This window comes from Sorangium sp. So ce385, from assembly GCF_051474135.1.
Lineage (GTDB): Bacteria > Myxococcota_A > Polyangia > Polyangiales > Polyangiaceae > Sorangium > Sorangium cellulosum_D.
In genome coordinates this window covers 3724753-3748317 of the sequence record NZ_CP150337.1, presented here as the reverse complement: position 1 = coordinate 3748317, position 23565 = coordinate 3724753, and the positions used below count along the sequence as shown (strand labels likewise).

The following is a 23565-nucleotide window of genomic DNA, read 5'->3' as shown; positions in this document are numbered from 1 at the left end:
GATCGGCAAGCACCTGGTCGAGGTCTGTGGCGACGGCGGTCGGATCCGGCGTTCCGAAGGAGCACCCTGGGCTCGGCGACCTGGACGCGGCACGATTTGGGTCCGCTCCACAACCAGCGACCGCAATGGCGAGCAACACCGGGATCGGAGTCACATGACGAGACATCACGGCACTCCGTAGCGAGAGCTTGGAGGGGAGTACCACGGCTTCTGGTCGCCCCTGTATATGCCGATACGTCCGTGAGGCGTCGCCAAGAACGACGTGTAGTCGCGATACCCAAAACTCGATGAGCCTAGCGCGTCGGCCGTCATCAGGTCCCTAGGCGAAAACTGCTCGTCGGTCGGTGCGTGGTAGCAGGCATGGGTGTGGTAGTCTCCGACGACCTCATCTCCGGGCTGTAGGTGCTTCGCAGTTTTCGTCGGGTTTGAGGTGCTCGATCCTCCAATTGCGGCAGGAGTGTAGGAGTAGCCTCCACCCGCCATTCTATAGATGAGCCCGGCAAACTCGCGATCGATAGCGATCGACTGGAAGTTGTAGTCCTCGAACGCGTGCAGCGCAGCATCCAGAGGGGACTCGTAACGATCGCCGGGATCCATCCCATTTGGATCGATCCGATTCACCGGATCACCGCCGACATACGCATACAGGTTCGTATCCCCACCCCCGAACCCGATCGGATCCTTGTTCAACCACCTTCCCACCTCCGAATCGTAGTCCCGGGCCCCGAAGCGCACAAGCTTCGTCTCCGGATCGTACAGCCCGCCGGCGAAGCCGAAGGGCGTGAAGCCCGGGTTCGTGTCGAGCAGCACGCGGCCGAACTCGTCGAAGTCCATGCGCTGTGCCACAGCGCCGGTCGCGGAGTTCACCACGAGCCGGGGGCTGCCGACGTGATCCGTGAGGATGCGGTACGTCGCGCCGCCCTTGATCATCAGGTCCGGCACGTGCTGCCCTCGCCCGTAGACGAAGCGCGCCACCACGTTCCCCGCGCCGTCGAGCTCCGCCGCCGGCTGGAGCGCGCTCCGGTACAGGAAGCCCTGGACCTTGACCCCGTTCCGCTGCTTCCAGATGCGATGGCCCTCGCCGTCCACCAGATAGTCGATCGACGTGGCGTCCGGCAGCCCGACGTGCCGCAGGGCGCCGTAGGCGTCGTACGTGAAGGTCGTCGTCTCGCCCGTGGCCGTGTCGGTCACGCTCGTCCGGTCGCCCGCCGGGCTGGTCGCGTAGGTCTTGGTCCCGTACGTCAGGAGCCGGTCCTGATCGTCGTAGGTGCCACCCTCCGTCCCTGCCGACGACGTGCGCCCGAGGCGGTTCCCGTTCGCATCGTAGTCGTAGTGCGCCACGAGCGCGCCGTCTCGAACCACGTCGGTCAGCCGGCCGGCGAGGTCGTACTCATAGTCGTACGAGTGCGTCTCTCCCAGGATGGTCTCCGTCCGCTGATCGATGCGCCCCAGCGCGTCCGGGGTGACGCTCACCTCGTACACCGTCGACCCGCTCGCCTGCGCGACGTACGTTTGCACGCCGCCGTAGGCGTCGGGGGTGACGGTATCGCTGACGACGCCGATGCTGCTCCCCGCGTACTGCCCGCTCTGCGGGTGCCGGCTCAGCGTGAGGCCGCCGGCCTGGTTGACGACGCCGTCGACGTCGTAGCCGAAGGACGTCGCTGCTCCGCCGTTGACCGTCTCGCTGACGATGCGGAAGTCGTTGTTGTAGATCCACTGCACCGATCCCACGCCGGCCCCGGACCCGGTGACCGTCCACGTCCGGCTGGTCGGGAGCGCGCCGTCGTAACCGACCTCGAGCGAGATCCCGGAGGGGCCGATGACGTGCTGGAGATTGCCCGTCGTGGGGTGATAAACATACTGGATGGTGCCCATCCCCAGCGGCAAGGTCACGAGCCCGCGCCGACCGGTGACCGGATCCGGCGTGTACACCGTGGCGGGCTCGCCCGGCCGGGTCGAGCTGGTGAGCAGGCGATCCCGATCATAAGACCACGACGTCGTCCGGGCGATGCCTCCAACCTCCGGCGCCAGGTACTCGTCCAGCAGGCCGGTCGGCGTGGAATCGAACGAGTGCTCCGGCCGATCCGGCGGCGTCACGGTGTGAAGGAGCCCGCCGGCGTGGTAGCCCATCCCGAAGATCTCATCGTCTGGCCTCGTCACCTGCGTGACCCGGCCGACCGGATCGTGCACCAGGGATGTGGTGTGGTTCAGCGGCTGGGTCATCGTGGTGAGCCAGCCGTTGTCGTCGTAGGCGTACGTCCACGTCCTGGAGCCCTGAGCGAGCGTGTGGAGCCGGCCGTCAGGATGATACGTCACCTCGACGGGAAGGATGCCCGGGATCGCGATCTCAGCCACCCGCCCCTGCGCGTTCAGGGTCGCCGTGACCTGCCGCCCGCTCGGCGTCGTGGAGACGATGGTGCTCGAGGCCTTGTTGAACACGCTCGTGAACGTCTTGTTGTTGACGGTCACGGTGTCGGTGAGCGAGGTGATGTCGAGATCGTTGGGCGGGAGCACCGATCGCGCTCGGGTGATCTGCATCTGCTTCCCGAGCGGCGTGGTGTAGGTCTCCTTGCTGAGGGCGGGCGACTGCAGGCCGAAGCGCGGATCGCCCGTCAGCTCCATGGAGGCCACCATGCCGTCCGGCGTCGTGACCGACCCCGCTCCGCTCGGGTCGATCTGCACGACGGTCGAGAGGCCGTTCCATCCGGTGTGCGTGCGCTGCTCGCCGCCGGCGGCGAGCTTCTCGATCGCGTGCGTGCGCGTCCGGCCCTCCGCCGTGGTGAGCGTGACCGAGTAGCCCGAGCTGGTGTCCGTCCGGCTGAGCGTCTGGAAGCCGTCCGCCGGATCATCGTCCCGGATGAGGCGCCCCTCGTCGTACTCGAACTCGTGCAGGCCGAGCGGCTCGAGCATCGACATGAGGAGGCCCGTGCCCGGGTAGTACTCCAGCGTAGTCGTCTCGTTCGCGGGGTTCGTCAGCGTCCACAGGTAGCCCTCGGCGTTCATCGCGAGCGACGTGGTCTGCGAGGTGGGCGCGACGATCGCCGTCGCGACGCCGTTCGCGTCGCGCTGGATCGTCGTCACCCGGCCGTCCACGTCGGTGACCGTCGTGAGTCGGCCTTCGGGGTCGTAGCCGAACTGGTAGCGCGTGACCCCGAGCAGCGCGTCCTTCGTGACGAGGTGACGCCCCCGCTCGTTGAACACGTAGTATTCCGTGCCGTCCTCGCTCGGCACCGTGATGTTGCCGGGCGCCACGCCCGGGAGGGGCGCCTTCAAGCGGACGATGAGCGCATCGGCCGCCGCGTTCCCGTCGGCGATGAGGATCTCGCCGCCAGGCGTGACGGTGAGGCCCCACGGCCGGATGAACCAGGCCTTGGTCGCCGGCCCGTCGAGCCCGCAATGCTGGGACGTGCACAGCGTCGGATAGACTGCGCGGTTGCCCGCGATCGTGGTGATGATGCCGTCCGGCGAGATGCGGCGCAAGGTGGGGTAGTCGGAGTCCCCGAGCCTCCGGGTGATGAAGTAGATGCTGCCGTCGGGCCCGAGCGCGAGCGTATGCGGCGATCCGAGGAGCGCTGACGTCGCCGGGCCCCCGTCGCCCGTCTGCGCTGCGCCGTTGCCGGTGGTGCCCCCGACCGTGGTGAGGACTCCGTTGAGATCGACGCGCCGGATGAAGTTGCCAGCAGAGCCGATCGCACCGGCGGATTCGGCGAGGTAGAAGCCGCCGTCTGGCGCCGCGGCGACGGCGGTGATCCAGGTGAAGCGAGCTTCCGTGGCCCGGACGCCATCGACGGAGTTGCCTGTCTCTCCCGTGCCCGCCACCGTGCTGATAATCCCGTCCGGGGTCACCATTCGGACAACTTGGCTCATGGCCATGTACAGGCTGCCGTCCGGCGCGACCGAGATGGCGTTGACGCTGTTCCCGAGGGGGACGGAGGTCGCTGGCACGTTCTCGGGCAACGTGGGGACCCAGCTGCAGCTGCCGTTCCCGGCGACGCTCCGGATCATGCCGTCCGGGGCGATGCGCCGGATGCGGCAGCCGTCTTTGAAGTAGATGCTTCCGTCAGCCCCGATCGTCATGAGCTCCAGGCTCCCCAGGAGCGCGGTCGTGGCGGGCCGATCGTCTCCGTTGTATCCGGCCTGGTTATAGACACCGGCGATGGTGCTGATGAGCCCGTCGGGGCCGATCTTCCGGACGCGATGCGTCCCCGTGTCGGGGAAATAGACACTGCCATCGGACCCGACAGCGACGCCTCTCGGCAGGCCGATGTACGCGACCGCGGCGTTGATGCCGTCGGCAGCGGCCGCGCTGCTCGAGGGGATCTCGCCCGCCACCCGGCGAAGGGTGATCGGCAAGTCGCGACCGGTGCGCCGCTCGCCGTCGCCTCGATAGAGGATCGAGGTGACGGGATCGTACGCATGGTGCTCGCTGAGGCTCAGCCCGCCGAGCGCGTCGGCGTCGTTGTGCCAGGCGCCCAGGATGCTCTCCCACGTCCGGTGCAGCGTGACGTCCTGCCGCGCCCTGTTTCCCGTGATCCGGTCGCCGCCGAGGCGGCCGAACGACCCTCCTCCCGACCCCGAGCCCCCGACCATGGCGTTGCTCATGGGCTTCTTGTACTCCCCCTCGTAGGTGTAGCCGATATCCACCACGACCGGCTGCTTCCCCGCGACGTCGCGGCCGAGAGCGTCCTTGCCGTCCCACTCGAAGACATACTCCTGGTTGGGCGCGCAGGGGCACGACTGGGCGTACCCGAAGCTGCGCCCGGCGACGGTCACGCCGACGCCGATCCGCAGGAGCTTCGAGTGGACGGTCGCCTTGGTCAGCGGGATCGGGAGGCGGTACAGGTCCCTTCGCCCCAGCGTCCGGTCGCTCTGGTAATGCAGGCTGAAGGGCGTGCCGCTCACGGGCAGCCGCTCGCCGAGGACCTGGCTCTCGCACTCGATGATCGAGCCGGCCGCCTTGCAGACGTTGTCCGGAAGACCGGTCGCCACGCCGGCGCCGTCGGGCGGCGCGACCGCGTCCTCCGGCGGCCCGAACGGCCAGTTGCAGTCCCACGGGGTGAAGTGCGTGACCTGGGATCGCCAGAGGCTCGTCCCCGCCGTGTACAGCGCGCCGAGCTGCTCGAGCTCCTCGGCGGTGATGCCCAGCTCGTCGAGCGCGCTCGCGTCGTCCGCCACGTCGTCGCCGTCGACATCGAGCGACGCCACGCCGCCGCTCACGTCGAGGATCCGGAGGACGATCCCGTCCTCCGACGGCACCCATATCCCTTGCTGCGCGTCGTAGTACCCGATCGGGACGGGCGTCCCGACAGGGAAGTTCAGGAAGTTCTCGACGTAGAACGGGACGGGCTGCGTGAACTCGACGTTCGTCGCGCCCGCGGCGACGGCCTCGTCGAGCCCGAGCTCCACCGCATACGTGTACGCGCTGGCGGCTGGCAGCGTACCCGGCATGGCCTCGGGGCCGTTCGGGCCGACCGTGTACTCGGTGGCGCGCACGTGCACCTCGGCCGGCAACGCCACGGTCGTCGTGGCGCCCGGCGGGCCGTTCGGGTCTGGCACGGTCATGGTCCCCGAGGTGCCGGGGGGGAAGAGCAACGTCGCCTGGCGCGTGCCGCTCTCGTCGGTTTGCACGCTCCCCCGCGCCACCTGGATCTCCGTCGCGCTGCCCAGCTCGACGGGCGTCACCACCGGATCGCGCTCGATCAGCACGACGTCGGGCGCATCGGACCAGCGTTGCCAGGAGGTGGCCACTTGCCGCTGGGACGGCAGATATCCGGTCTTCTCATAGCTGATCGTGATCGGCTTGCCGCCGCGCACGACCAGCTCGAACGCCCCGTCGGCGCGCGTGAGCACCCGACCGAAGCTCTCGGCGTCCTCCACGTCGTGCCCCAGCACGCTCACCTCTACGCCCGAGATCGGGACACCCGCCCTCGTCGCGACCTTGCCCTTGACGACCGCGACCGTGCCCGGATCGAACGTCGCGGTCACGCCCGTCTGCGGCGCGCTCGGCCCCTGGTAGATGCACCCCACGGCGTCGATGAGCCGGGTGGCCACGGTCGGATCCAGCGCCGGACAGGCCACGTGCGTCACCGCGCCGGTGGCCGGGTCACACGTGTCGATCGTGCTCGGGTCGCTGTCGTCTGTCGAGATGGGGGTATGCACGATGCCCAGCACCGGATCGCACGTATCGGTCGTGCACGCGTCGCCGTCGTCGATCGTGCCGGTGCAGGTCGCCCCGGTCGTGTAACAGACCTCGAGGCTCGGCCGCCGGCTGACCGTCGGCTCCTCGCTGCTCGGGAAGCTCGTGGTGAGGACCGGCGCCTCCTCCAGGAGCACGCCGTGGTTCGGGACGGTGCCCGCGAGCCACGCCGCGGTGAGCGAGGTCAGATCCGCCGAGCGGATCCCGACGCCGGGCAGCGACTGGAACGACGCCGCGATCGCCGGGTCGAAGTCGCTCCCGTTGCCGAGGCTCTGCCAGGTCACCGTCGACTCGGTCCACGGCGAGAGGATCCGGTGGATGTTGATGGTGCTCGAGCTCGTGGTGTCCCGGAAGATCTGCTCGAGCCGCAGCGTCGCGGAGACGACGTTCGCCCCGGCCGGCACCGGCGAGAGATCGAAGCGGAGGACGGCGTGCCGCACGCCGAACCCCGCCAAGGTGCCCGTGCGGAGGAGCACGGTCGAGTCGCTCCAGGTCGGGAAGGTCTCCCAGATGGTCGCGTCCTCCACCGCGCCGGCCGTCCCGCGCTGGATGGTCACGCAGGTCGGGTCCTCCAGCGCGAGCTTCGCGGTGCCGTGCAGCTCCTCGTTCGGCGAGCCCGATCCGCAGCCGGCGCCGAACGCGACGGCGCCCAAGAGGACGCCGTTCGCGAGGAGGGGGTACCTTCGCCGGTACCGGTTCCGCGGCCCGAAGATCTCGAGCGCTTGAAGGGATGCTCGTCGATGTCGTCTCGCGAGCAATCCAGCCGCATTTCCGAACGTCATTGCACCTCCGCAGTCCGGAGCGCGTGGTCACAGCAAGGCGACATGCGCGCGCCGGCTTCGCTCGCGCGCGCCGTCGCCTCCGTCAATCACGCCTAGCCGCATTGACGCGCGAAGGGCACACGAGCGCCCTGAGAACATCCGGCGCGGCGACCAGGCAACCCCCGTTCCAGCCAGCGACCCTTCCCTCGCTCGGCATCGGCGACGCTCGATCGTCCTTCGTGCCGAGGACGCGCTCAGCAGACGACCGTTACCACGATAGAAGTTCACGAGCGCGCGTGCCAGCGTGCCAGCGTATCCGCGTACCAGCGTGCCAGCGTGCCAGCGTGCCAGCGCGGGACGGGGCGACGGTCGCGCACCCTTCCATGCCCTGAAACCCACGGGACCGCGAGGGCGAGCAGGCTGGCGCGCCCGGGGGTTGACATAGTGTCCAAACGACACCATGCTTCGTGTATCAGTCACACGAAGGGCCGAGCTCCCGGCCGGCGCTCGCGGAGCCGCGGGCGACACGTCGGCGCTCGCCTTCGATCGCGAGCGGGTCTCCGCGGCCGCGCGCCCGGAAGCGTCGCTCGCGCTCGGGCTCTCAGCGCGCCCTCGCCGGGCGCAGAAGGGATGTTCATGTCTCGCGAGGCCGCTTTCTTTGCTGACCTGGGGGCGGGACCACGCCTCGAGATCGCCGGCGGCACCGTGACGGGGACGGACCACCTCGCGGTGGGGCGGCCCAACCAGGACGCCTATGCCTTCCGGGCCGAGGGCGGCTGCCTTGCGGCGGTGGTCTGCGACGGCTGCGGCAGCGGCGCGCGCAGCGAGGTCGGCGCGGCGCTCGGGGCGCGGCTCGTGACCGAGCAGGTCCTCGGCGCGCTCCGGCGGGGCGCAGATCTCGAGTCGCCGGAGACGTGGGAAGAGGTCCGGCGCGGGGCGCTCGCACCGCTCAGGACGATGGCAGCCGGCATGGGCGGGAGCCTCGCCGAGGTCGTGTCGACCTACTTCCTCTTCACCGTGGTCGGCCTCGCCGTCTCCGGGGACAGGGCGTGCGCGTTCTCCCTCGGCGACGGCCTGATCGCCCTCGGCGACGAGCTCCTGCGGCTCGGCCCTTTCCCGCGGAACGAGCCCCCGTACCTCGCGTACGGCCTGCTCGAGCGCCCTCCGGGCGGCGAGGCGCCGCGCTTCACCGTGCACCGCGCCTTCCCGTCGAGCGCCCTCCGGACTGCCCTGCTCGGCACCGACGGCGCGATCGATCTGCTGGAGTCGTCGTCCCGGCGGATCCCGGGCGGCGGCGGCGCGGTCGGCCCGCTCTCCAGGTTCTGGGAGGACGACCGCATGTTCGCCAACCCGGACGCGGTGAGGCGGCGGCTCGCGCTCATCAACCGCGCGGTGACGCGGCCCGTGTGGAAGGAAGAGCGGATGGAGCGCGAGGGCGGGCTGCTGCGCGACGACACGACGCTCGTCGTCGTGCGGAGGGCGCAGAGCGCGCGCGATTGACCCGCGGCCCTGCGCGAGTTCGCGCGAGTCGCGGGGTGGACAACGAGGCTCTTGGTACGCCCGGAGGAGGCGAAGGTGGACGTTTATCTCGGTGCAAAGCGGGTTCGGCTCGACCCTCGGGCCTCGATCGGCAAGGGCGGAGAGGCCGACGTGTTCGACCTCGGCGACGGCCGCGCGCTCAAGGTCTGGAAGACGCCCGATCACCCGGATTACGCCGGACAGGACGCCGAGCAGCGCGCCGCGCAGGACCGCATCGAGCGCCACCAGGACAAGCTGCGCGCCTTCCCCGTCGCGCTGCCCGCCCAGGTGATCGCGCCCGTCGCGCTCGCGACCGACAAATCGAAGAAGCGCATCGTGGGCTACGCCATGCGCCTCGTGCGCGGCGCCGAGCCGCTCCTGCGGTACGGCGAGCCGTCGATGCGCCACGGCGGGCTCTCGTCGGCCGCCGTCTCCGAGGTGCTCGCGGGGCTCCACCGCACCGTGGAGGCGATCCACGGCCGGGGCGTGGTGATCGGCGACTTCAACGATCTCAACGTCCTCGTCGCCGGCGGCGAGGCGTTCGTCATCGACGCCGACAGCTTCCAGTTCGGCCCGTTCCTCTGCCAGGTGTTCACCGAGCGCTTCGTCGATCCGCTGCTCTGCGACCCTTCCCTGCCCCGACCGGCGCTGGGGAGGCCGTATTCGCCGGACTCCGACTGGTACGCGTTCGCCGTGATGGTCATGCAGAGCCTGCTCTGCGTGGGGCCTTATGGCGGCGTCTACCGGCCGCGGTCCGCGGCGGCGCGCGTGCCCGAGTGCGCGAGGCCGCTCCGCCGCATCACCGTGTTCGACCGCGAGGTGCGGTATCCGAAGCCGGCGATCCCGTACCGCGTGCTGCCCGACGATCTCCTCGACGCGCTGTACCGCGTCTTCGTCGAGGATCAGCGCGGCGTCTTCCCGCGCCGGCTGCTCGACGACCTCGCGTGGACGCGGTGCGCGTCGTGCGGCGTCGAGCACGCGCGCCCTGCCTGCCCGACCTGCGCGGGCGCGGCGCCGGCGGCCGTCAAGGCGTCGACGGTGGTCCACGGCGAGGTGCTCGCGACGCGGCTCCTCTGCACGCGCGGGGTGATCCTCGCCGCCTCCGTCGGGCCGGGCGGGCTCGCTTATCTCGTGCACGAGGGCGGGCGATTCCTGCGGGAGGACGGGTCGGTCGTCCTGTCCGGCGCGCCCCACCCCGCGATGCGGTTCGCGGTGCAAGGGCGGGCGACGCTGATCGGCCGCGGCGGCGAGCTCGTGGTGCTCTCGCCGGGGGCGGCGCCCGAGCGGATCCCGGTGGATTGCCTGGGGACGAGCCCCGCCTTCGGCGTGAGCGAGCGCGCCCGCTACTGGACCTGCGGCGGCAAGCTCCTGCGCAGCGGCAGGCCGGGCGCCGCCGCGCTGTCGGGCGAGGCGGGCGCCGTCCCGATGGGCGATGTCCTCGCCGGGCAAACGGTGTTCTGGGTCGGTCCTCGCTTCGGGCTCGGCTTCTACCGCGCCGGGAACGTCTCGATCGCGTTCGTCTTCGACGCCGAGCGGCCGGGGCTCAAGGACACGGTCAAGCTGCCTTTCCCCGGCGGCAAGCTCACCTCGGCCACGTGCGTGTTCGACGGGGCCGCGCCGCGGGCCGGCCGCGGGCGCGCGTGGCTCTTCCTCGCGGCCGAGCAGGCAGGCCGGACCGTGCACCGGTGCATCGTCGTGGGCGAGGACGGCGCGGTCGAGGCGGTCGCCGACGGCGAGGCGGGCGACGGCTCGTGGCTCGGGGCGCTCACGGGCAAGTGCGCGGCGTCCGGGTTCCTGCTCTCGGCGACCGACGGCGGCGTCGTCCGCGTCGAGGTCCGAGGGGGAGCGCTCATCGAGACGCGGCAGTTCCCCGGCACCGAGCCGTTCGTCACCCAGGCTTCCCGGCTGCTCGTCGGGCCAGAGGGCCTGTTCGTCGTCGACGCGCAGGCGATCACTTTGCTTCGTATTGCGTGAATCCAACGCTGACCTGATCGGCCCGCCTCCGCGGGCCGCACGAGAGGAGAGATAGACCATGACAACCACAGAGCTCCCGCTGCCCGCCTTCTACGATCCGAGGAACGCCGAGCGGTGGGGTTACCACCCCGACGAGACGGCGCTCCACGGCGCCGCCGCCGCGTGGCGGAAGGCGCACGGCGTCAAGCCGTCGGCCGCGGACGCGCGGAACGTGCACCTCTTGCTCATCGACGTGCAGAAGGACTTCTGCTTCCCGCAGGGGTCGCTCTACGTCGCCGGCAGGAGCGGCACGGGCGCGGTCGACGACAGCCGCCGCATCGCCGAGTTCATCTACAAGAACCTCGCGTCCATCACGAACATCACGGTCACGATGGACACCCATTTCGCGTACCAGATCTTCTTCCCGTCCTTCTGGGTGGATCGCGAGGACCGGCCGCTCTCGGCGCACCGCGAGATCACGACGGCGCAGATCGACGCGGGGGAGGTGCGGCCGAACCCGGCCGTGGCGAGGTGGCTCTGCGGCGGGAGCTATCCGTGGCTGATGAAGCAGGTCCGGTACTACTGCGAGGAGCTCGAGAAGGCGGGCAAATACAAGCTGTACTTGTGGCCGCCGCACTGCATCCTCGGCAGCGACGGCCACGCGCTCGCGGGCGTCGTGCACGAGGCGCGGATGTTCCACGCGTTCGCGCGCGGGGTGCAGTCGTGGGTGGAGGTCAAGGGCGGCAACCCGCTCACCGAGAACTACTCGGTGATGCAGCCCGAGGTCTTGACGCGCCACGACGGCCAGCCGCTGGCGCAGCGGAGCACGCTCTTCCTGAAGACGCTGCTCCACGCGGACGCGGTGCTCATCGCCGGCCAGGCGGCGAGCCACTGCGTGCGCAGCTCGATCGAGGACATCCTGACCGAGATCGCGCTCACCGATCGCGCGCTCGCGAAGAAGATCTACGTGATGACGGACTGCATGTCGCCGGTCACGGTGCCCGACGGCAAGGGGGGGTTCGTCGCCGACTTCACGGCCGAGGCGGACAAGGCGCTGAGCCGGTTCGCCGCCGCCGGGATGAACCTCGTGAAGAGCACCGACCCGATCGCGCGCTGGCTCGCCTAGCGCGGCGCTGGCCGCCCGGAGAAGCGAAGAAGAGAGGAGAGGCGATGAACATGAGCAAAGACGACGGTAAGACGATGAATGGCGGTGGCTCGCTCGACATCGAGCAGCTGTTCGAGGCCGCGCGGGACGAGGGCGCGCTCTCGCCCGAGGCGATGCAGGCGCTGCACATCACCGACCTGGGCGCGCAGATCCAGGCGGGCTTCGGCGTGCAGGTGGACGACGTCGCGTCGTCGGAGGTGGTGCTGGTCACCGTGATGCCCGACGACTCGGGATCCATCAAGTTCGCCGGCAACGCGCGGGCGGTGCGGGACGGGCACAACCTGGTGGTGAGCGCCCTCGCCGACTCCAAGCAGCGCGACTCCATCCTGGCGCACAACCGCTACCTGAACGGGACCGTGCTGTATCCGTATTGCCCGATCGCCCAGGCGGTGAAGATGGATACGAAGAACTACGACCCCCAGCTCGGCACGCCGCTCTACGACCAGACGGTGGTGCTCCTGGGGACGGTGATCGCGAAGGCGCAGGAGTTCGCGCTGAGCGGCGTCCCGGCGCGCACGGTCACGCTGATCATCTCGGACGGCGCCGACGCGGGATCGACGTGGGCCAAGGCCAAGGACGTGTGCGCGCTCGTCCGCGACATGCGCCGCGCCGAGTCCCACATCGTGGCGGCGATCGGCATCGACGACAAGAACACCGACTTCCGTGCCGTCTTCCGCGACATGGGGATCGAGGATCGCTGGATCCTGACGCCGAAGAGCGACGCGGCCGACATCCGCAAGGCGTTCGCGCTGTTCTCGCAGTCGGCGGTGCGCGCCAGTCAGGGCGGCGCGTCGTTCTCGAAGACGGCCGCCGGCGGCTTCGGCGCGTGAGCCGCGTCAGGCCGCGGCCGCCCAGGGAAGGACGCCGTAACGGCGGCGCAGCTCCTCGACGTCCACGTCCATGACCGACCAGAAATCCCAGTCGTCCATCAGGTCGATGTTCATCTTCGTACCTCGAACGAACGAGCGCACGAGATCGTCGGCGAGCCCCGGCGTCGCCAGCATCCCCTGCTGCGACGGCGCGAGCACCGTGAGCTGGATGCCTTGCTGGAGCTGGACCAGCAGGAACACGAGGATGCCGAACGGGTTCTCGCGGCGATACCCCGCCTGGAAGGCGATCGTCAGCGCCTCGCTGCGGAGGTCGGTGCCGTAGCCGGCGAGGAGGTGGCTGAGATCGTGGGTGAGCACGCCCTCGGGCACGCCGCGCTTCTCGCCCGGAAAGGAGAAGCCGTTCTCTCGATAGAAGGTGAAGAGCGCCTTGCCGAGGGTGCCCTCCGGGTACCCCTCGAGGGAGCGGTAGCGCGCGGCCACGGGCTCGTTCTCCAGGAGGCCGGCGAAGCTCGCGAGGTTCTTGGCGAGCCCGTAGACGCCGCCCTCGTCGAGCATGCGCCGCACGCTCTTGCCGAGCAGCGCGTTGCGGCTGATGTCGATGCGCAGGAGGAGCAGCCGCCTCTCGTACAGGCGCTGGAGCTGGCGGACCGCGGGCGGCCGCGCCCCGAGCGCCGCGGCGAAGCGCTCGACCTCGAGCAGCTCGCGCTCGTCGATGCGCTCGCCGCACAGGGTCATCGCGCAGAGGCCGCTCACGAGCTGCTCGCGGAGCGCGGGCTCGCGGACGGCGGCCGCGAGCTCCTCGGGCGCGATCGGGGCGAGCGCGTCGATGTCGTGCGCCGTGTGGAGGAGGTGCCGCTGCACCGCGGCGATCGCGTCCCGCCGCGGCCCGTCGAGGGGACCGGCCGAGGTGAGGACGCCCTTGATGGCACGCAGACCCGCGTGCGCCTGCTCTTGGCTCGGGATGAGGTAGGTCATGCCGGAGAGGATGAGGACGGGGGCGCGTCCCGTCCTTGACCGGCGGCGCCAATGTGTTGACCGGGCGCGCCGCCAGGACGGCGCGCAGGCAGCGGCGCCTGGAGGGTCTCTCTCCACCCCGCTGTCCCGTTGTTCTGTCCCGGGAGCATGCGCCCGCCGCGCAGCTTTGCGTCGTGGACGGGTCGTGGTCAACTCTGCCCAGGGAGAGTCCCCATGAAGGCAGGAAGGCGGGAAGATCCTTCATGTTTTCTTCCCGCCTTCATGGTCAAACTTGACCACGACCCGTGGACGCGCGGTAGCCAGATTGCGACTCACCGCGCGCGGGGCGGCCGTGGTACGGTGGGCGTCGCTCCTCCGCCGCTGCTGGGCCGCGCTCGTGCCTCGCAGATCGCGGAGCGCGGATCGACGGAGGGCCTCGATCGCGCAAACGGGTGGCGACGTGCGCCTACGCCGCGACAGCCGGCAATCAACAGGAGAGACGAGGGGGGGTGGCCATGAGATTTCAGGTCGCTTGTACGAACCGTGATAATCCCGAGATCGATCGCGAGCTTGGACGCGCAGAGACGGTGAGCGCCGACCGCGCGGACAGCAGCGATGTGCCGTTCGCGGTCCCTCGACGACCCCGGGTCATCACGGCGACCCGGGGCAGCGCCGGAGAACAGGCGATGCTGGACGGTCAGGAGGCCCCGAGCGCTCGCGGGATCGTCGAGCACCTGCTCAAGAGCAAGCCGGGGGAGTACGACAGCCGGGCCGCGCAGCTCCTCGCCACCGCGTCGGCGTGGGCGTACTCGGATATCGACACCTTCACCAGGATCATGGGCCGCCGGGGCCTCCAGGGGGCGACGTGCGTCGAGGTCTCGCTCACCAACGAGGAGCTCTTCGTCGACACAAGCGCATACCTCGTCCAGAGCCCGTGCAAACAGCTGGCGATCCTCTGCTTCCGAGGGACGAGGCTGAGGAACGTGATCACCTGGCTGACGGACGCGGCCGTGAAGCCGGAGCCGTTCCACGCGGCGGGAACGGTGCATGGCGGCTTCTACCGCGCCGCCCGGGCCGTGTGGTCGCCCCTCCTGGTGATGCTGAGGGGCGCCCTCCACGGGCGCCGCGTCGACGACGAGCTCTCGCGGGAGATCGAGAGGACCGCCGTCCGCTCGGTGACGCTCGACGGGCTCGTGCGCAGCGTCGACGAGGCGCGGCTCGACAAGGTCCTCGAGGAGGTGCGCGCGGTCAAGAAGCTCATCGTGCAGGACGCCAAGGAGCGGCTGCTGGACAAGGTCGCTCCGGAGAGCGCTGGCAGAGGACGGCCGGAGGACGCCCCCGCGACGCCCGGGTGTGACGAGAGCACCTCGTCCGCGCCGTCGGCGGCCCTGGCGCCCCACGCGGCTGCTGGACACCTGCGCGCGCGCGAGGCCGGGCCGAAGCGCGCAGAGAAGCCCGAGCTGAAGGCGCTCTACATCACCGGCCACAGCCTGGGCGGCGCGCTGGCGGTCCTCGCCGCGTCGCAGCTCTTCATGGCCAACGAGGCTCCGGAAGACGCGGTGGAGGACCTCCAGGCGCTGCAGGGGTGCCTGCGCGGCGTCTACACCTTCGGGCAGCCGATGGTCGGCAACAAGGTGTTCGCCGACAAGCTCGGCCGATGCTTCGGAGACAGGCTGTTCCGTCATGTCTACGGGGTGGACGTGGTGCCGTCGCTCCCGCCGATCTCGGCGGGGGCGTTCTCGCATTTCGGCCAGGAGCTGCGCGCCAACGGGGCCGGCTGGGGCGAGCACGCCGGGAAGGTGAACCAGACCTGGTCCGCCACCCTGGGCCTCGCGCTCGGGGTTGCGGCCTTCGTCATCGAGCAGCTGCCGTTCCTCCACTGGATCAAGCTGCGCTTCTCGCTGGCCGACCACTCGCCGCTCACCTACCTGCGCGTTTCCCAGCGGAGGGACTCGGTGACCGAGTTCGACTGACCGAGCGCGCCGTCAGGCGGAGCGGCGGTACGCGGCGGGGCTGTGCCCGGTCCAGCGGCGGAAGGCGCGCGAGAAGGCGCTCACCTCGGAGAAGCCCAGCAGGAACGCCACCTCGGAGATGGTGCGGCCCCGCTCGCGCATGTGGGCGATCGCGAGCTTGCGGCGCGCCTCGTCGAGGACGCTCTTGTAGCTCTCGCCCTCGTCGCCGAGCCTCCGCTGCAGCGTCCGCGCGCTCATGCCGAGGGCGCGCGCGGCGGCGGCGACGTCGGGGACGCCGCGCCCGAGCGCCTCGAGGAGGTGGCGCTCGAGGGCGCCCCGCACGCCCGGCTCGGCCGGCAAGCGGGCGAGCAGCTCGTCGGCGTGCCGGCGGAGGACCGCGCCGAGCGCCGGGTCCGACCGCAGCGTGGGGGCGTCGAGGAACGCGGCGTCGAAGAGGATCGCGTTCTCGTCCGCGCCGAAGGCGAGCGGCGCGGCGAGGAGGCGGTCGTACTCGCCGCGCTCCGCCGGGGCGGGATGGGCGAGCGTGATCCGGTGCGGCGTGAAGGACAGGCCGGTGAGGGCGCGGGCGCGCAGGACCCACAGGCCCACGATGAAGCTCGAGAGCTGCGGCGGCGCGACGGCGGACGAGAAGCGCTGCGCGACGCGGGCGCGCGCGCCGTCCACGGTGAGCCGCACGTCCAAGGCGTCGTGGATCAGGCGCTGGTAGCGCAGCATGCAGCCGATCGCCTCGCGCACGGTGGCGCACTGGTCGGTGACGAAATCGACGACGTCGAAGAGCTGGCCGACGAGCAGCTCGGCCGCGTGCAGGCCGAACGCCGGGTCGCGCGCCAGCTCGGGGACGCGGGTCCACGCGCGGACGACCGTGTCGTGGGGGACGCGGGCGGTGGGATCCTCGAGCAGGGCGGGGTCGACGCCGGCGACCGCGAGGGCCTCGCGCGGGTCGACGCCGGCGCGCGACGCGGTGAGGACGCAGAGTCGGATGGCCTTGATGCAGCCGGTGGGGCCCATGGCGCTCGCTCCCTGTCGTATCCGATCTTGCGCCCGCCATCACGACGGCGCGCCGTCGCGCCGGGGCGAGGCCGGCGCGCGGAAGCTCTCCCCCGCTATTTGCTTTTCCGGGTCTCCCCCTCCACTCGCTTTTTCCGGGTCTCCCCCTCCCCTTGCTGTCCGCGGCGACGCCTGGTAGCCGTGCCCCTCCTGCGGCCTCCGCGCGCCCGTCGCCTCGCGGCGGCGCCGGCGCGCGCGGGGCTCCGAGGTGGTTTCCGATGGCGGTCATGCGGTGGAGAGCGTTGGAGCGGCGCGTGATTCAGCACTCGCCGTGGCGGAGGATCGAGGACGTCACCTTCGAGCTCCCGGACGGGCAGATCCGCACGTTCTCGCTCAAGAAGGAGGGGCGGGTCGTCTGCGTCCTCGCCATCTCCCGCGAGGGGCGGGTGATCCTGGCGCGCCAGTACAGGCCTGGCCCCGATCGGATCCTCGACGAGCTCCCCGGCGGCGGCGTCGAGCCGGGCGAGACCCCGGAGGACGCGGCCGCGCGCGAGCTGCTCGAGGAGACCGGGTATGTCGCCGGACGGCTCCTGCCGCTCGGACGCCCGCTGGAGTGCGCCTACTCGACCATCGAGCGCCACGCGTTCCTGGCCGTGGACTGCGTGCGCGGGGGGGCGCAGGCGCTCGACGAGACCGAGTTCATCGACGTGATCGAGAAGCCGATCGAGGATTTCGTCGCGCAGCTCAGGGAGGGCGCCTGCACGGATCCGGAGGTCGGGTGGATGGGGCTTTACGAGCTGGGCTGTCTGAGGGCGAACGCCTGATCCGCGCCCGCCTCCCGCGTCGCGGGCCCTGCCGGGCGCCGGCTGGGCTATGCTGGAGCGCATGCGCAGCAGGCACGACCACGTCCTCCTGGCTCCCGGCGCAGACGCCTCCGGTCGCACGCTGAAGGCGCCCTCGTCCAGGGCGCGCCCGCGCGTCGACGACCGGCTGGCCCCGCCCGAGACGCGGGTGGAGTACCTCGACGGCGCCGAGCTCTTCGCCGCCCCGGCCGACGCGCCGCATGCGACGCAGCATTTCGATCTGACCTACGTCCTCGGCGCCCACGTCGCCCCCGGCTACCGGGGCGCCGTCGACATGCTCACCCGGGTCGACGAGGGCAGCGATTACGCGCCCGACGCCAGCGTCTTCGCGCAGAAGCCCGACCGGGGGGGCCACCGGCGGCTGGAGGAGCTGGCCTTCGAGGTCAGCGACAAGCAGGCCCTCGCCGTTCCGACCAGCAAGGCGCGCCGGCTGATCGATCGAGGCGTGCGGCGGGTGTTCTGCATCCTGGTGAAGCAGCATCGGGTGCTCGAATGGTCGCGCGAGACCGATGGCTGGCGGACGCTCCCGAAGGATGCGGTCATCGAGGACCCGTGCCTCGTGCGCCCGCTGCCGCTCCAGGCGTTGCTCGACGCCGCGTCCTCGGACGACGCCGTGGCCCGCGCGCTGCTCCAGAAGCGCGTGCCCGCGCTCGAGGCGGCGCTCGCAGAGGGCGAGGCGCGCGGCGAGGCGCGCGGCGAAGCGCGCGGCGTGGCGCTCGGCGAGGCGCGCGGCGTGGCGCTCGGCGAGGCGCGCGGCGTGGCGCTCGGCGAGGCGCGCGGAGAAGCGCGCGGAGAAGCGCGCGGCGCGCTGCTCGGCGAGCTCCGGATGGCGCAGGAGGCCATCACCACGGTGCTGCAGGCGCGCGGGGTCGCCGTGCCGGCCAAGGTGGCGCGCACGATCGCCGGCTGCGACGACCCGAGCAAGCTGCGTCGATGGCTCAAGCGCGCGGCCACCGCGGCGACGGCGGCCGAGGTCGTCGCAGGCTCCCGGCGCAAGCGCTGACGCTCGTCAGTCGGCGCCCCCGCCGCGACGCACGAGCTTCTTCTCGCTCGTGCGACGCTTGTCGTCGAGCCGCCTCGCCCTCGACGCCCGCGTCGGCCGGGTCGGCCTCCGCGGCGCCGGCACCTCGAGCGCGCGCAGGATCAGCGCGCGCAGCTTCTCGCGCGCGTCGTCCAGGTTGCGCTGCTGATCGCGCGTCAACTGGCTCACGATGAGCAGCCGCCCTTCGGCGTCGAGGCGGCCGCGCGCCAGCGCCCGCAGCCGCGCCTTGGCGCCCTCGTCGAGCTCCGGCCACGCGGTGAAGTCGAAGCGCAGCTCGACCTTGGAGGCGACCTTGTTGACGTTCTGGCCGCCGGGCCCCGACGCGCGCACGGCGCTCCAGCTGAGGAGCGCGGCCGGGGCGGTCAGCGCATCGTTGACGACGAGGGGGTGGGACACGGCGGCTCGCTCCTCCCTGCGGCAGGCGCGAGCGCCGCGCGGGGCACCTGACGCGTAGCACGCGCGGGCCCGCGGCGAGAGGGCAGCGCAGGCTGTCGGCGGCGAGAGCGTCGCTGCCCGCCGCGAGAGCGTCGGCTCCCCGCGGGTGTCGGCTCGCCGCCGCGAGAGCGCCGGCTCCCCGCGGAGCGTCGGCCGCCCACGGGCGTCGGCTCCCGCTGGAGCGTCAGCTCCCCGCGGCCCCGCCGCCGGGATCCCCCGACCGGGGCGGGACCTCGACCAGCCGCGCCTCGTCGCGCTTGCTCAGCTTCGCGCCTTGCCGCGAAGCCCCGTAGACGTTCGCCCCGTCGAGCTCCGCGTCGCGCAGGTCCGCCCCATCGAGCCGGGCGAAGGAGAGGTCCGCCCCGCGCATCCGGCTGGCGCGCAGGTTCGCGCCCGAGAGATCGGCGCGCACGAGGCGGCAGCCGCCGAGATCGGCGCGGTGGGCGATCACCCGACCGAGCGACGCGCCGTCGAAGCGCGCCTCCGCGAGCCGCGCCTGCCGCAGATCCGCGCCGGTCAGGCGAGCGCCCTCGAGATCGGCGCCGTTCCCCTGCGCGCGCTGCAGGTTGGCGCCCGTCAGGTCAGCGCCCGCGAAGACCGACGACGCGCAGCTCGTGCGCGACAGGTCGGCGCCGGTCAGGTCGGCGCCGGCGAAGCGCGAACCGTCGAGCTTTGCGCCCTGCCAGACCGATCCGGGCGCGGCCGCATCCTGGAACGAGCACCCCGTGAGCTCCGCGCTCGGCGCGCGCGCGTTCCCCAGCCTGGCCCGGTCGAACGCGGCGCCGGCGCCGCGCGCGTCGTCGAGGCGGGCTTCCAGGAGCGACGCGCCCGTGAACCGCGCTGCCCCGAGCGAGGCGCCGGAGAGGTCGGGGGCGAGCAGGTCCGCGCCCTCGAACGAGGCGCTGTCCCAGACGCCGCGCGCGAAGCTCGCCCGCGCGCCGGTCACGGCCGCGAGGCTCGCCCCTGCGCCGCGGGCCGAGGCGAGGATCGCCTCGTGCAGCGTGGCGCCGTCGAGCCGCGCGCCCTCCAGCACGGCGCGCGACAGGTCAGCGCGGGTCAGATCCGCGCCCGAGAGGTCTGCCCCGCCGAGATCCGCGCCCGCGAGCTTCGCGTCGGCGAGGCGCGCCCCGGCGAGCTTGCTCCCGCGCAGGCTTGCGCCCTGGAGATCGAGCGCGGACAGCGAGGCGCCGCTGAGGTCGAGCCCGCTCAGGTCCGCGTGCGCGAGCTCGATCCCTCCGAGCAGCTCGCCGGCCCGCAGCCGCGCGATCACCTCGGCCCGCAGGCGTTCGTCCGCGGGGTCCACGGCAGCGGCGCCCGCGGCCGGGGTCGCGCCGGCGGCGCCCGCGGGGTCCGGGGGCGCCACGACGCCAGCCGCCGGCGGATCGGCGGCTCGAGGCACGACCGCCGGTGGCGCCACCACCGCCGGTGGCGCCACCACCGCCGGTGGCGCCACCACCGCCGCCGGCGCCACCACCGCCGCCGGCGCCACCACCGCCGACGGCGCCACCACCGCCGACGGAGCGCCCTCTCCGGCCCGCGTGCTCCCGGCCGACCCAGCTGCCGATGGCCGCAGCGGCGCAGGCGCGTCCTCGGTCTCCGGCACGAGCTCCTGCGCGTCCGGCGGATCGAGGTCGATGAGCACGGTCGCGCTCTCGTCCATCGGCCGGAGCAGCGCGGCGGCCCTGGGCTGCAGCGCGGGCTCCGGGGGAGCCCACGGCGCTCCCGGGATGGGCGCGGCCGGCTGCGCGGGCGACCCGGGCGGCGCCAGCGCGAACGGCGCGAGCGGCGCCTGCAGCTGCATCGCCAGCTCCGCCGGGTCCTGCATCCGCGTCTCCTCGTCCACGAGGGTGGCGCCCGACCACCGCGACGGCCGCGACTCCCGCGCGGCGCTCGCGGCCTGCGCCTGGGCTGCCGCGCTCGCCGGCGAGAACGGCAGCACCGGCGCGCTCGACCTCGACGCGCCGCCGACGGGGAGCGTCGTGCCGAGATCGCCCGGCGCGCTCGACCTCGACGCGCCGCCGACGGGGAGCGTCATGCCGAGATCTTCCGGCGCGCTCGGTCGGCCGTGCGGCGAAGGCGCGGCCTGCTCCAGGCTGGGCCACGAGAGCGGATGGCCCGGCATCTCGAGGCCGGCGCACACCCGGATCGACGCCCGCTCCTCGGCGCGCTCCAGCGCGAAGCTGCCGCGCCACACGATGGAGCAGATCTGGCGATCCACATCGATGACGAGCGTGTCGGCGGCCAGCTCGATGGGCTGCCCCTGCCCGCCCCCGCCCGGCGGATAGCGGCGCGCCAGCGCCCGTGCCGCGGGGAGCTGCGTCTGCACCCGCGGCAGCTCGGGGTGCAGCCCGTCGAGCACGAGCCACTCGTCCCCGTACAGGAACGGCAGCTGCTGATCGGGCGGCGCCGCGTGAAAGTAACGCCAGTCGAAGCCCGCCGTCGGCCCGGCCTGCTGCGGCTCGCCCCCCCGCGGCTCCGCGCCGCCGAGCAGCCGCTGCCGCGCGGGCCACCGCGGCGAGATCGGCCCCATCCCGGCCGGCCGCGTGGGCTGAAGCGGGTCGAGCAGGTTCGGCAGCGCCGGCGCGGCGCTGGAGGCGGCGCCGACCCCCACGGGGTTGTCGGGCACCCCGGGCCCGCCGAAGGCGCGCTCGTAGACGAGCGGCATCCGCTGGAACGGCTGCGATCTCCACGGCGGGACGGGGGCGCGATCCCCGACGATCTTGATCCGCTTGTCGAGCAGACGCGCCTCCCCGCGGTAGATCGCCAGCCGGGCGATCATCGTCGCGGCCGGCTGCCCGCCCGGCGCGTATGCGTGGCCGGTCAGCACCACCCCCACGCTCGGCAGGTACGGCGCGACCTCGCTCGCCGCCTCGAGCGAGCCCGAGGGCCCGTGACGGTCCTCGCGCACGATCGGATGCGGCGCGATGGGCCAGGCGAGGCGATCGTGCGCGAGGGCCAGCGTGGCCTTCACGATGACCGTGACCCGATGCGCGTTCCCGGCCTGCCACAGCACCGAGCCGCACGAGACGGCGTTCAGCGCGACGACTTGGACAGGCCACGGCGAGGTCACGTGCGGCGGATCGGGCCCGGCGAGGCAGACGCGAGGGCGAGCGTCCACTCTAAGCCCGCCGCCCCTCGGACCACAAGCGCGAGGCGTGGCGGGCTGCCTCGGTCCGCGCCCGATCGAGGCACGAAGCGACAGCGCGCGGCGCCGCTTTCCTGCGGAGCGCTTGGGGCGGGCGCGGGCCAGCCCACACCCCGGCCCCGGCCGCGCCGATCGCCTCCCGTTTCCGCGTTCCGCCTCGCGCTCAGCCCGCGGCCATCGCGGGCGCGGCGGCGTCGTCGCGCCGGACGCGGCGGTGGATGAGCTCCTCCAGCCAGCGCTCGAACGCCTTGCCCTCGCGCTCGTCGGGGTCGTCGCGGATCACCTCCACGCCCTTCTCGGCGCGGCCGCCGCTGCGCTCGATGACGGTCTCGACGAGCGAGGTCCACGTGTACGTCTGGACCGCCCCGCCCAGCGTCTCCATGACCAGGAGGTCGGCGAGCGTCGAGGCGCGGTTCCACGTCTGCACCTCGAAGCGGACCGCCCCGTCGTCGCCGGGCGCTGGCTCGGCCAGGAAGCGCACGGCGCCGGCCAGCGGGTGGCCCTCGAGGGTGGCGAGGGTGATCGCGCGGGGCGAGACCTCCTCGACGCGCACCTGGACGTGCCCGCGCAGCGGCAGGGCCATCGTGAGCGTCGCGCCCGGCGCGATGCGCGTCGGGCTCTCGGGCTCCGCGCCGACGACGACCGTCTTGCGCGGGGTCAGCTCCGGGAACTCGTCGCGCACGAGCGCGATGAGCCCCTCGGCGTCGAGGCGCGCGCCGCGGATCACGGCGCGGTAGATCTTGCGGTGCATCGGGCCGAGCCCCTCGGACGGGAGCCGCTCCGGGAGCGAATCGCCGAGCTTGGCCAGGCTCTCGTCGAGGGGCGTCGCCTTCACGCCGAGCACGTCGAGGGCGTTCTCGCGGCCCTCGGGGATGACGTTCCCCTCGGTCACCATCGTGATCTGGTCGGCGTTGACCGGCGTCTCGATGCCGAACTTCGCCGCGAGCTTCGCCCCGGTCGACTCGATCCACGCCGGCAGCGGGATCCGGGTCGGGTGCCGGTCGGTCATGGCCTCGAAGCGGTCGAGCACCTGGTTCATCGAGGTCAGCTCCTGGCCCGCCAGGTCGAGCTCGCGCCCCGCCAGATCGGCGCGCTCGGCGGCGATGGCGAGCGCCTCGCCGCAGTCCTCGCACCAGATCGGCTGGAACGGATCGTCGCCCTTGCCGACGAGCGGCACGACCGGCAGCGTGCGCATCATCTTGAGCAGGAGCGAGATCTGCTCGTCGCCCGGCCCGAAGACGTTGCCGGGGCGGAGGATGATCCACTCGCGCGAGAAGGTGCGGGCGATCTCCTCGCCGGCCTTCTTCGAGCGATGGTAACCCGACTCGCCGCGATCGGCGCCGAGCGACGAGACGTAGACGAAGCGCTGGACGCGCGCTCGCTCGGCCTCGGCGACGATGTTGCGTGTGCCCTCGACGTTCACGCGCTCGAACGTGACCTCCGGCGGCCGCTCGGCGACGGTCGCCGCCAGGTGAATCACCGCGTCGCACCCCTCGGCGGCGCCGCGGATCGACGCGGCGTCGCCGATGTCGCCGTCGAACGCCTCGACGTCGCCCTCGAACGGCTTGCGATCGTCGCTCGCGTGGCGCGACAGGAGCCGGACGCCGTGCCCTCTCCGCAGGAGCCGCCGCACCACCTCCGGGCCCACCACCCCTGTGCCGCCGGTCACCAGAACCTTCATCATCCGTTCTCCTTTGCACCCATCGGATGGGCGAGGACAGGCGAAGGCCGTGCCAGCCCCAG

The 23565-nt window shown here is 72.2% G+C and carries 13 protein-coding genes; 7 read left to right on the top strand and 6 right to left on the bottom strand.

The window, feature by feature from the left end; translation table 11 throughout:
• Nucleotides 1–165: 165 nt before the first annotated feature.
• Complete coding sequence (locus WME83_RS13995; protein ID WP_437319781.1) at nt 166–6849, bottom strand: DNRLRE domain-containing protein; 6684 nt, start codon at nt 6847–6849, stop codon at nt 166–168.
• A gap of 744 nt (nt 6850–7593) precedes the next feature.
• Between WME83_RS13995 and WME83_RS13990 the strand changes: the two genes are divergently transcribed.
• The 4 genes from WME83_RS13990 (at nt 7594) to WME83_RS13975 (ending at nt 12423) form a co-directional block, all read left to right on the top strand.
• On the top strand, nt 7594–8457 hold the full coding sequence (locus WME83_RS13990) for a protein phosphatase 2C domain-containing protein (RefSeq protein ID WP_437319780.1): 864 nt from the start codon (nt 7594–7596) through the stop codon (nt 8455–8457).
• Between the two features lie 75 nt (nt 8458–8532).
• The gene (locus WME83_RS13985; RefSeq protein WP_437319779.1) at nt 8533–10449 is read left to right on the top strand and encodes a hypothetical protein; all 1917 of its coding nucleotides are present in this window, start codon (nt 8533–8535) and stop codon (nt 10447–10449) included.
• Between the two features lie 58 nt (nt 10450–10507).
• A complete protein-coding gene (locus WME83_RS13980) occupies nt 10508–11554 on the top strand; it encodes a nicotinamidase (protein WP_437319778.1) in 1047 nt (348 codons plus the stop codon).
• 44 nt (nt 11555–11598) lie between these two features.
• A complete protein-coding gene (locus tag WME83_RS13975; protein WP_437319777.1) occupies nt 11599–12423 on the top strand; it encodes a hypothetical protein in 825 nt (274 codons plus the stop codon).
• A 6-nt stretch (nt 12424–12429) separates the two neighbouring features.
• On the opposite strand, the gene WME83_RS13970 is transcribed toward WME83_RS13975, so the two are convergent.
• Complete coding sequence (locus WME83_RS13970; RefSeq protein ID WP_437319776.1) at nt 12430–13398, bottom strand: hypothetical protein; 969 nt, start codon at nt 13396–13398, stop codon at nt 12430–12432.
• 566 nt (nt 13399–13964) lie between these two features.
• On the opposite strand from WME83_RS13970, the gene WME83_RS13965 reads away from it, so the two are divergent.
• Nucleotides 13965–15350, top strand: coding sequence for a lipase family protein (locus WME83_RS13965; RefSeq protein ID WP_437319775.1), 1386 nt, complete (start codon nt 13965–13967; stop codon nt 15348–15350).
• Nucleotides 15351–15362: 12 nt separating this feature from the next.
• Here the strand turns inward: WME83_RS13965 and WME83_RS13960 are convergent, their stop codons facing one another.
• Nucleotides 15363–16358: an AraC family transcriptional regulator gene (locus tag WME83_RS13960; RefSeq protein ID WP_437319774.1), complete on the bottom strand. Its 996-nt coding sequence runs from the start codon at nt 16356–16358 to the stop codon at nt 15363–15365.
• 293 nt (nt 16359–16651) lie between these two features.
• On the opposite strand from WME83_RS13960, the gene WME83_RS13955 reads away from it, so the two are divergent.
• Both WME83_RS13955 and WME83_RS13950 read left to right on the top strand, forming a co-directional pair.
• Nucleotides 16652–17161: an NUDIX hydrolase gene (locus tag WME83_RS13955; protein ID WP_437319773.1), complete on the top strand. Its 510-nt coding sequence runs from the start codon at nt 16652–16654 to the stop codon at nt 17159–17161.
• Between the two features lie 61 nt (nt 17162–17222).
• Complete coding sequence (locus WME83_RS13950; protein ID WP_437319772.1) at nt 17223–18203, top strand: Uma2 family endonuclease; 981 nt, start codon at nt 17223–17225, stop codon at nt 18201–18203.
• A gap of 6 nt (nt 18204–18209) precedes the next feature.
• On the opposite strand, the gene arfB is transcribed toward WME83_RS13950, so the two are convergent.
• From arfB to WME83_RS13935, 3 genes are all read right to left on the bottom strand, one after another.
• On the bottom strand, nt 18210–18638 hold the full coding sequence (gene arfB / locus WME83_RS13945) for an alternative ribosome rescue aminoacyl-tRNA hydrolase ArfB (protein WP_437319771.1): 429 nt from the start codon (nt 18636–18638) through the stop codon (nt 18210–18212).
• Between the two features lie 223 nt (nt 18639–18861).
• Nucleotides 18862–21795 carry a DUF2169 family type VI secretion system accessory protein gene (locus tag WME83_RS13940; RefSeq protein ID WP_437319770.1) on the bottom strand — a complete coding sequence of 978 codons (2934 nt, stop codon included), beginning with the start codon at nt 21793–21795 and terminating at the stop codon, nt 18862–18864.
• 190 nt (nt 21796–21985) lie between these two features.
• Nucleotides 21986–23506 (bottom strand): DUF1990 family protein, encoded by a 1521-nt coding sequence (locus WME83_RS13935; RefSeq protein WP_437319769.1) that lies wholly within the window; start codon nt 23504–23506, stop codon nt 21986–21988.
• Nucleotides 23507–23565: the final 59 nt, after the last annotated feature.

What these genes read in the sequence shown, in the direction of transcription:
- WME83_RS13990 (WP_437319780.1), top strand. Translation starts at nt 7,594, where the DNA reads ATGTCTCGCGAGGCCGCTTTCTTTGCTGACCTGGGGGCGGGACCACGC.
- WME83_RS13980 (WP_437319778.1), top strand. Translation starts at nt 10,508, where the DNA reads ATGACAACCACAGAGCTCCCGCTGCCCGCCTTCTACGATCCGAGGAAC.
- WME83_RS13975 (WP_437319777.1), top strand. Translation starts at nt 11,599, where the DNA reads ATGAACATGAGCAAAGACGACGGTAAGACGATGAATGGCGGTGGCTCG.
- WME83_RS13970 (WP_437319776.1), bottom strand. Translation starts at nt 13,398, where the DNA reads ATGACCTACCTCATCCCGAGCCAAGAGCAGGCGCACGCGGGTCTGCGT.
- WME83_RS13960 (WP_437319774.1), bottom strand. Translation starts at nt 16,358, where the DNA reads ATGGGCCCCACCGGCTGCATCAAGGCCATCCGACTCTGCGTCCTCACC.
- WME83_RS13950 (WP_437319772.1), top strand. Translation starts at nt 17,223, where the DNA reads ATGCGCAGCAGGCACGACCACGTCCTCCTGGCTCCCGGCGCAGACGCC.
- WME83_RS13935 (WP_437319769.1), bottom strand. Translation starts at nt 23,506, where the DNA reads ATGATGAAGGTTCTGGTGACCGGCGGCACAGGGGTGGTGGGCCCGGAG.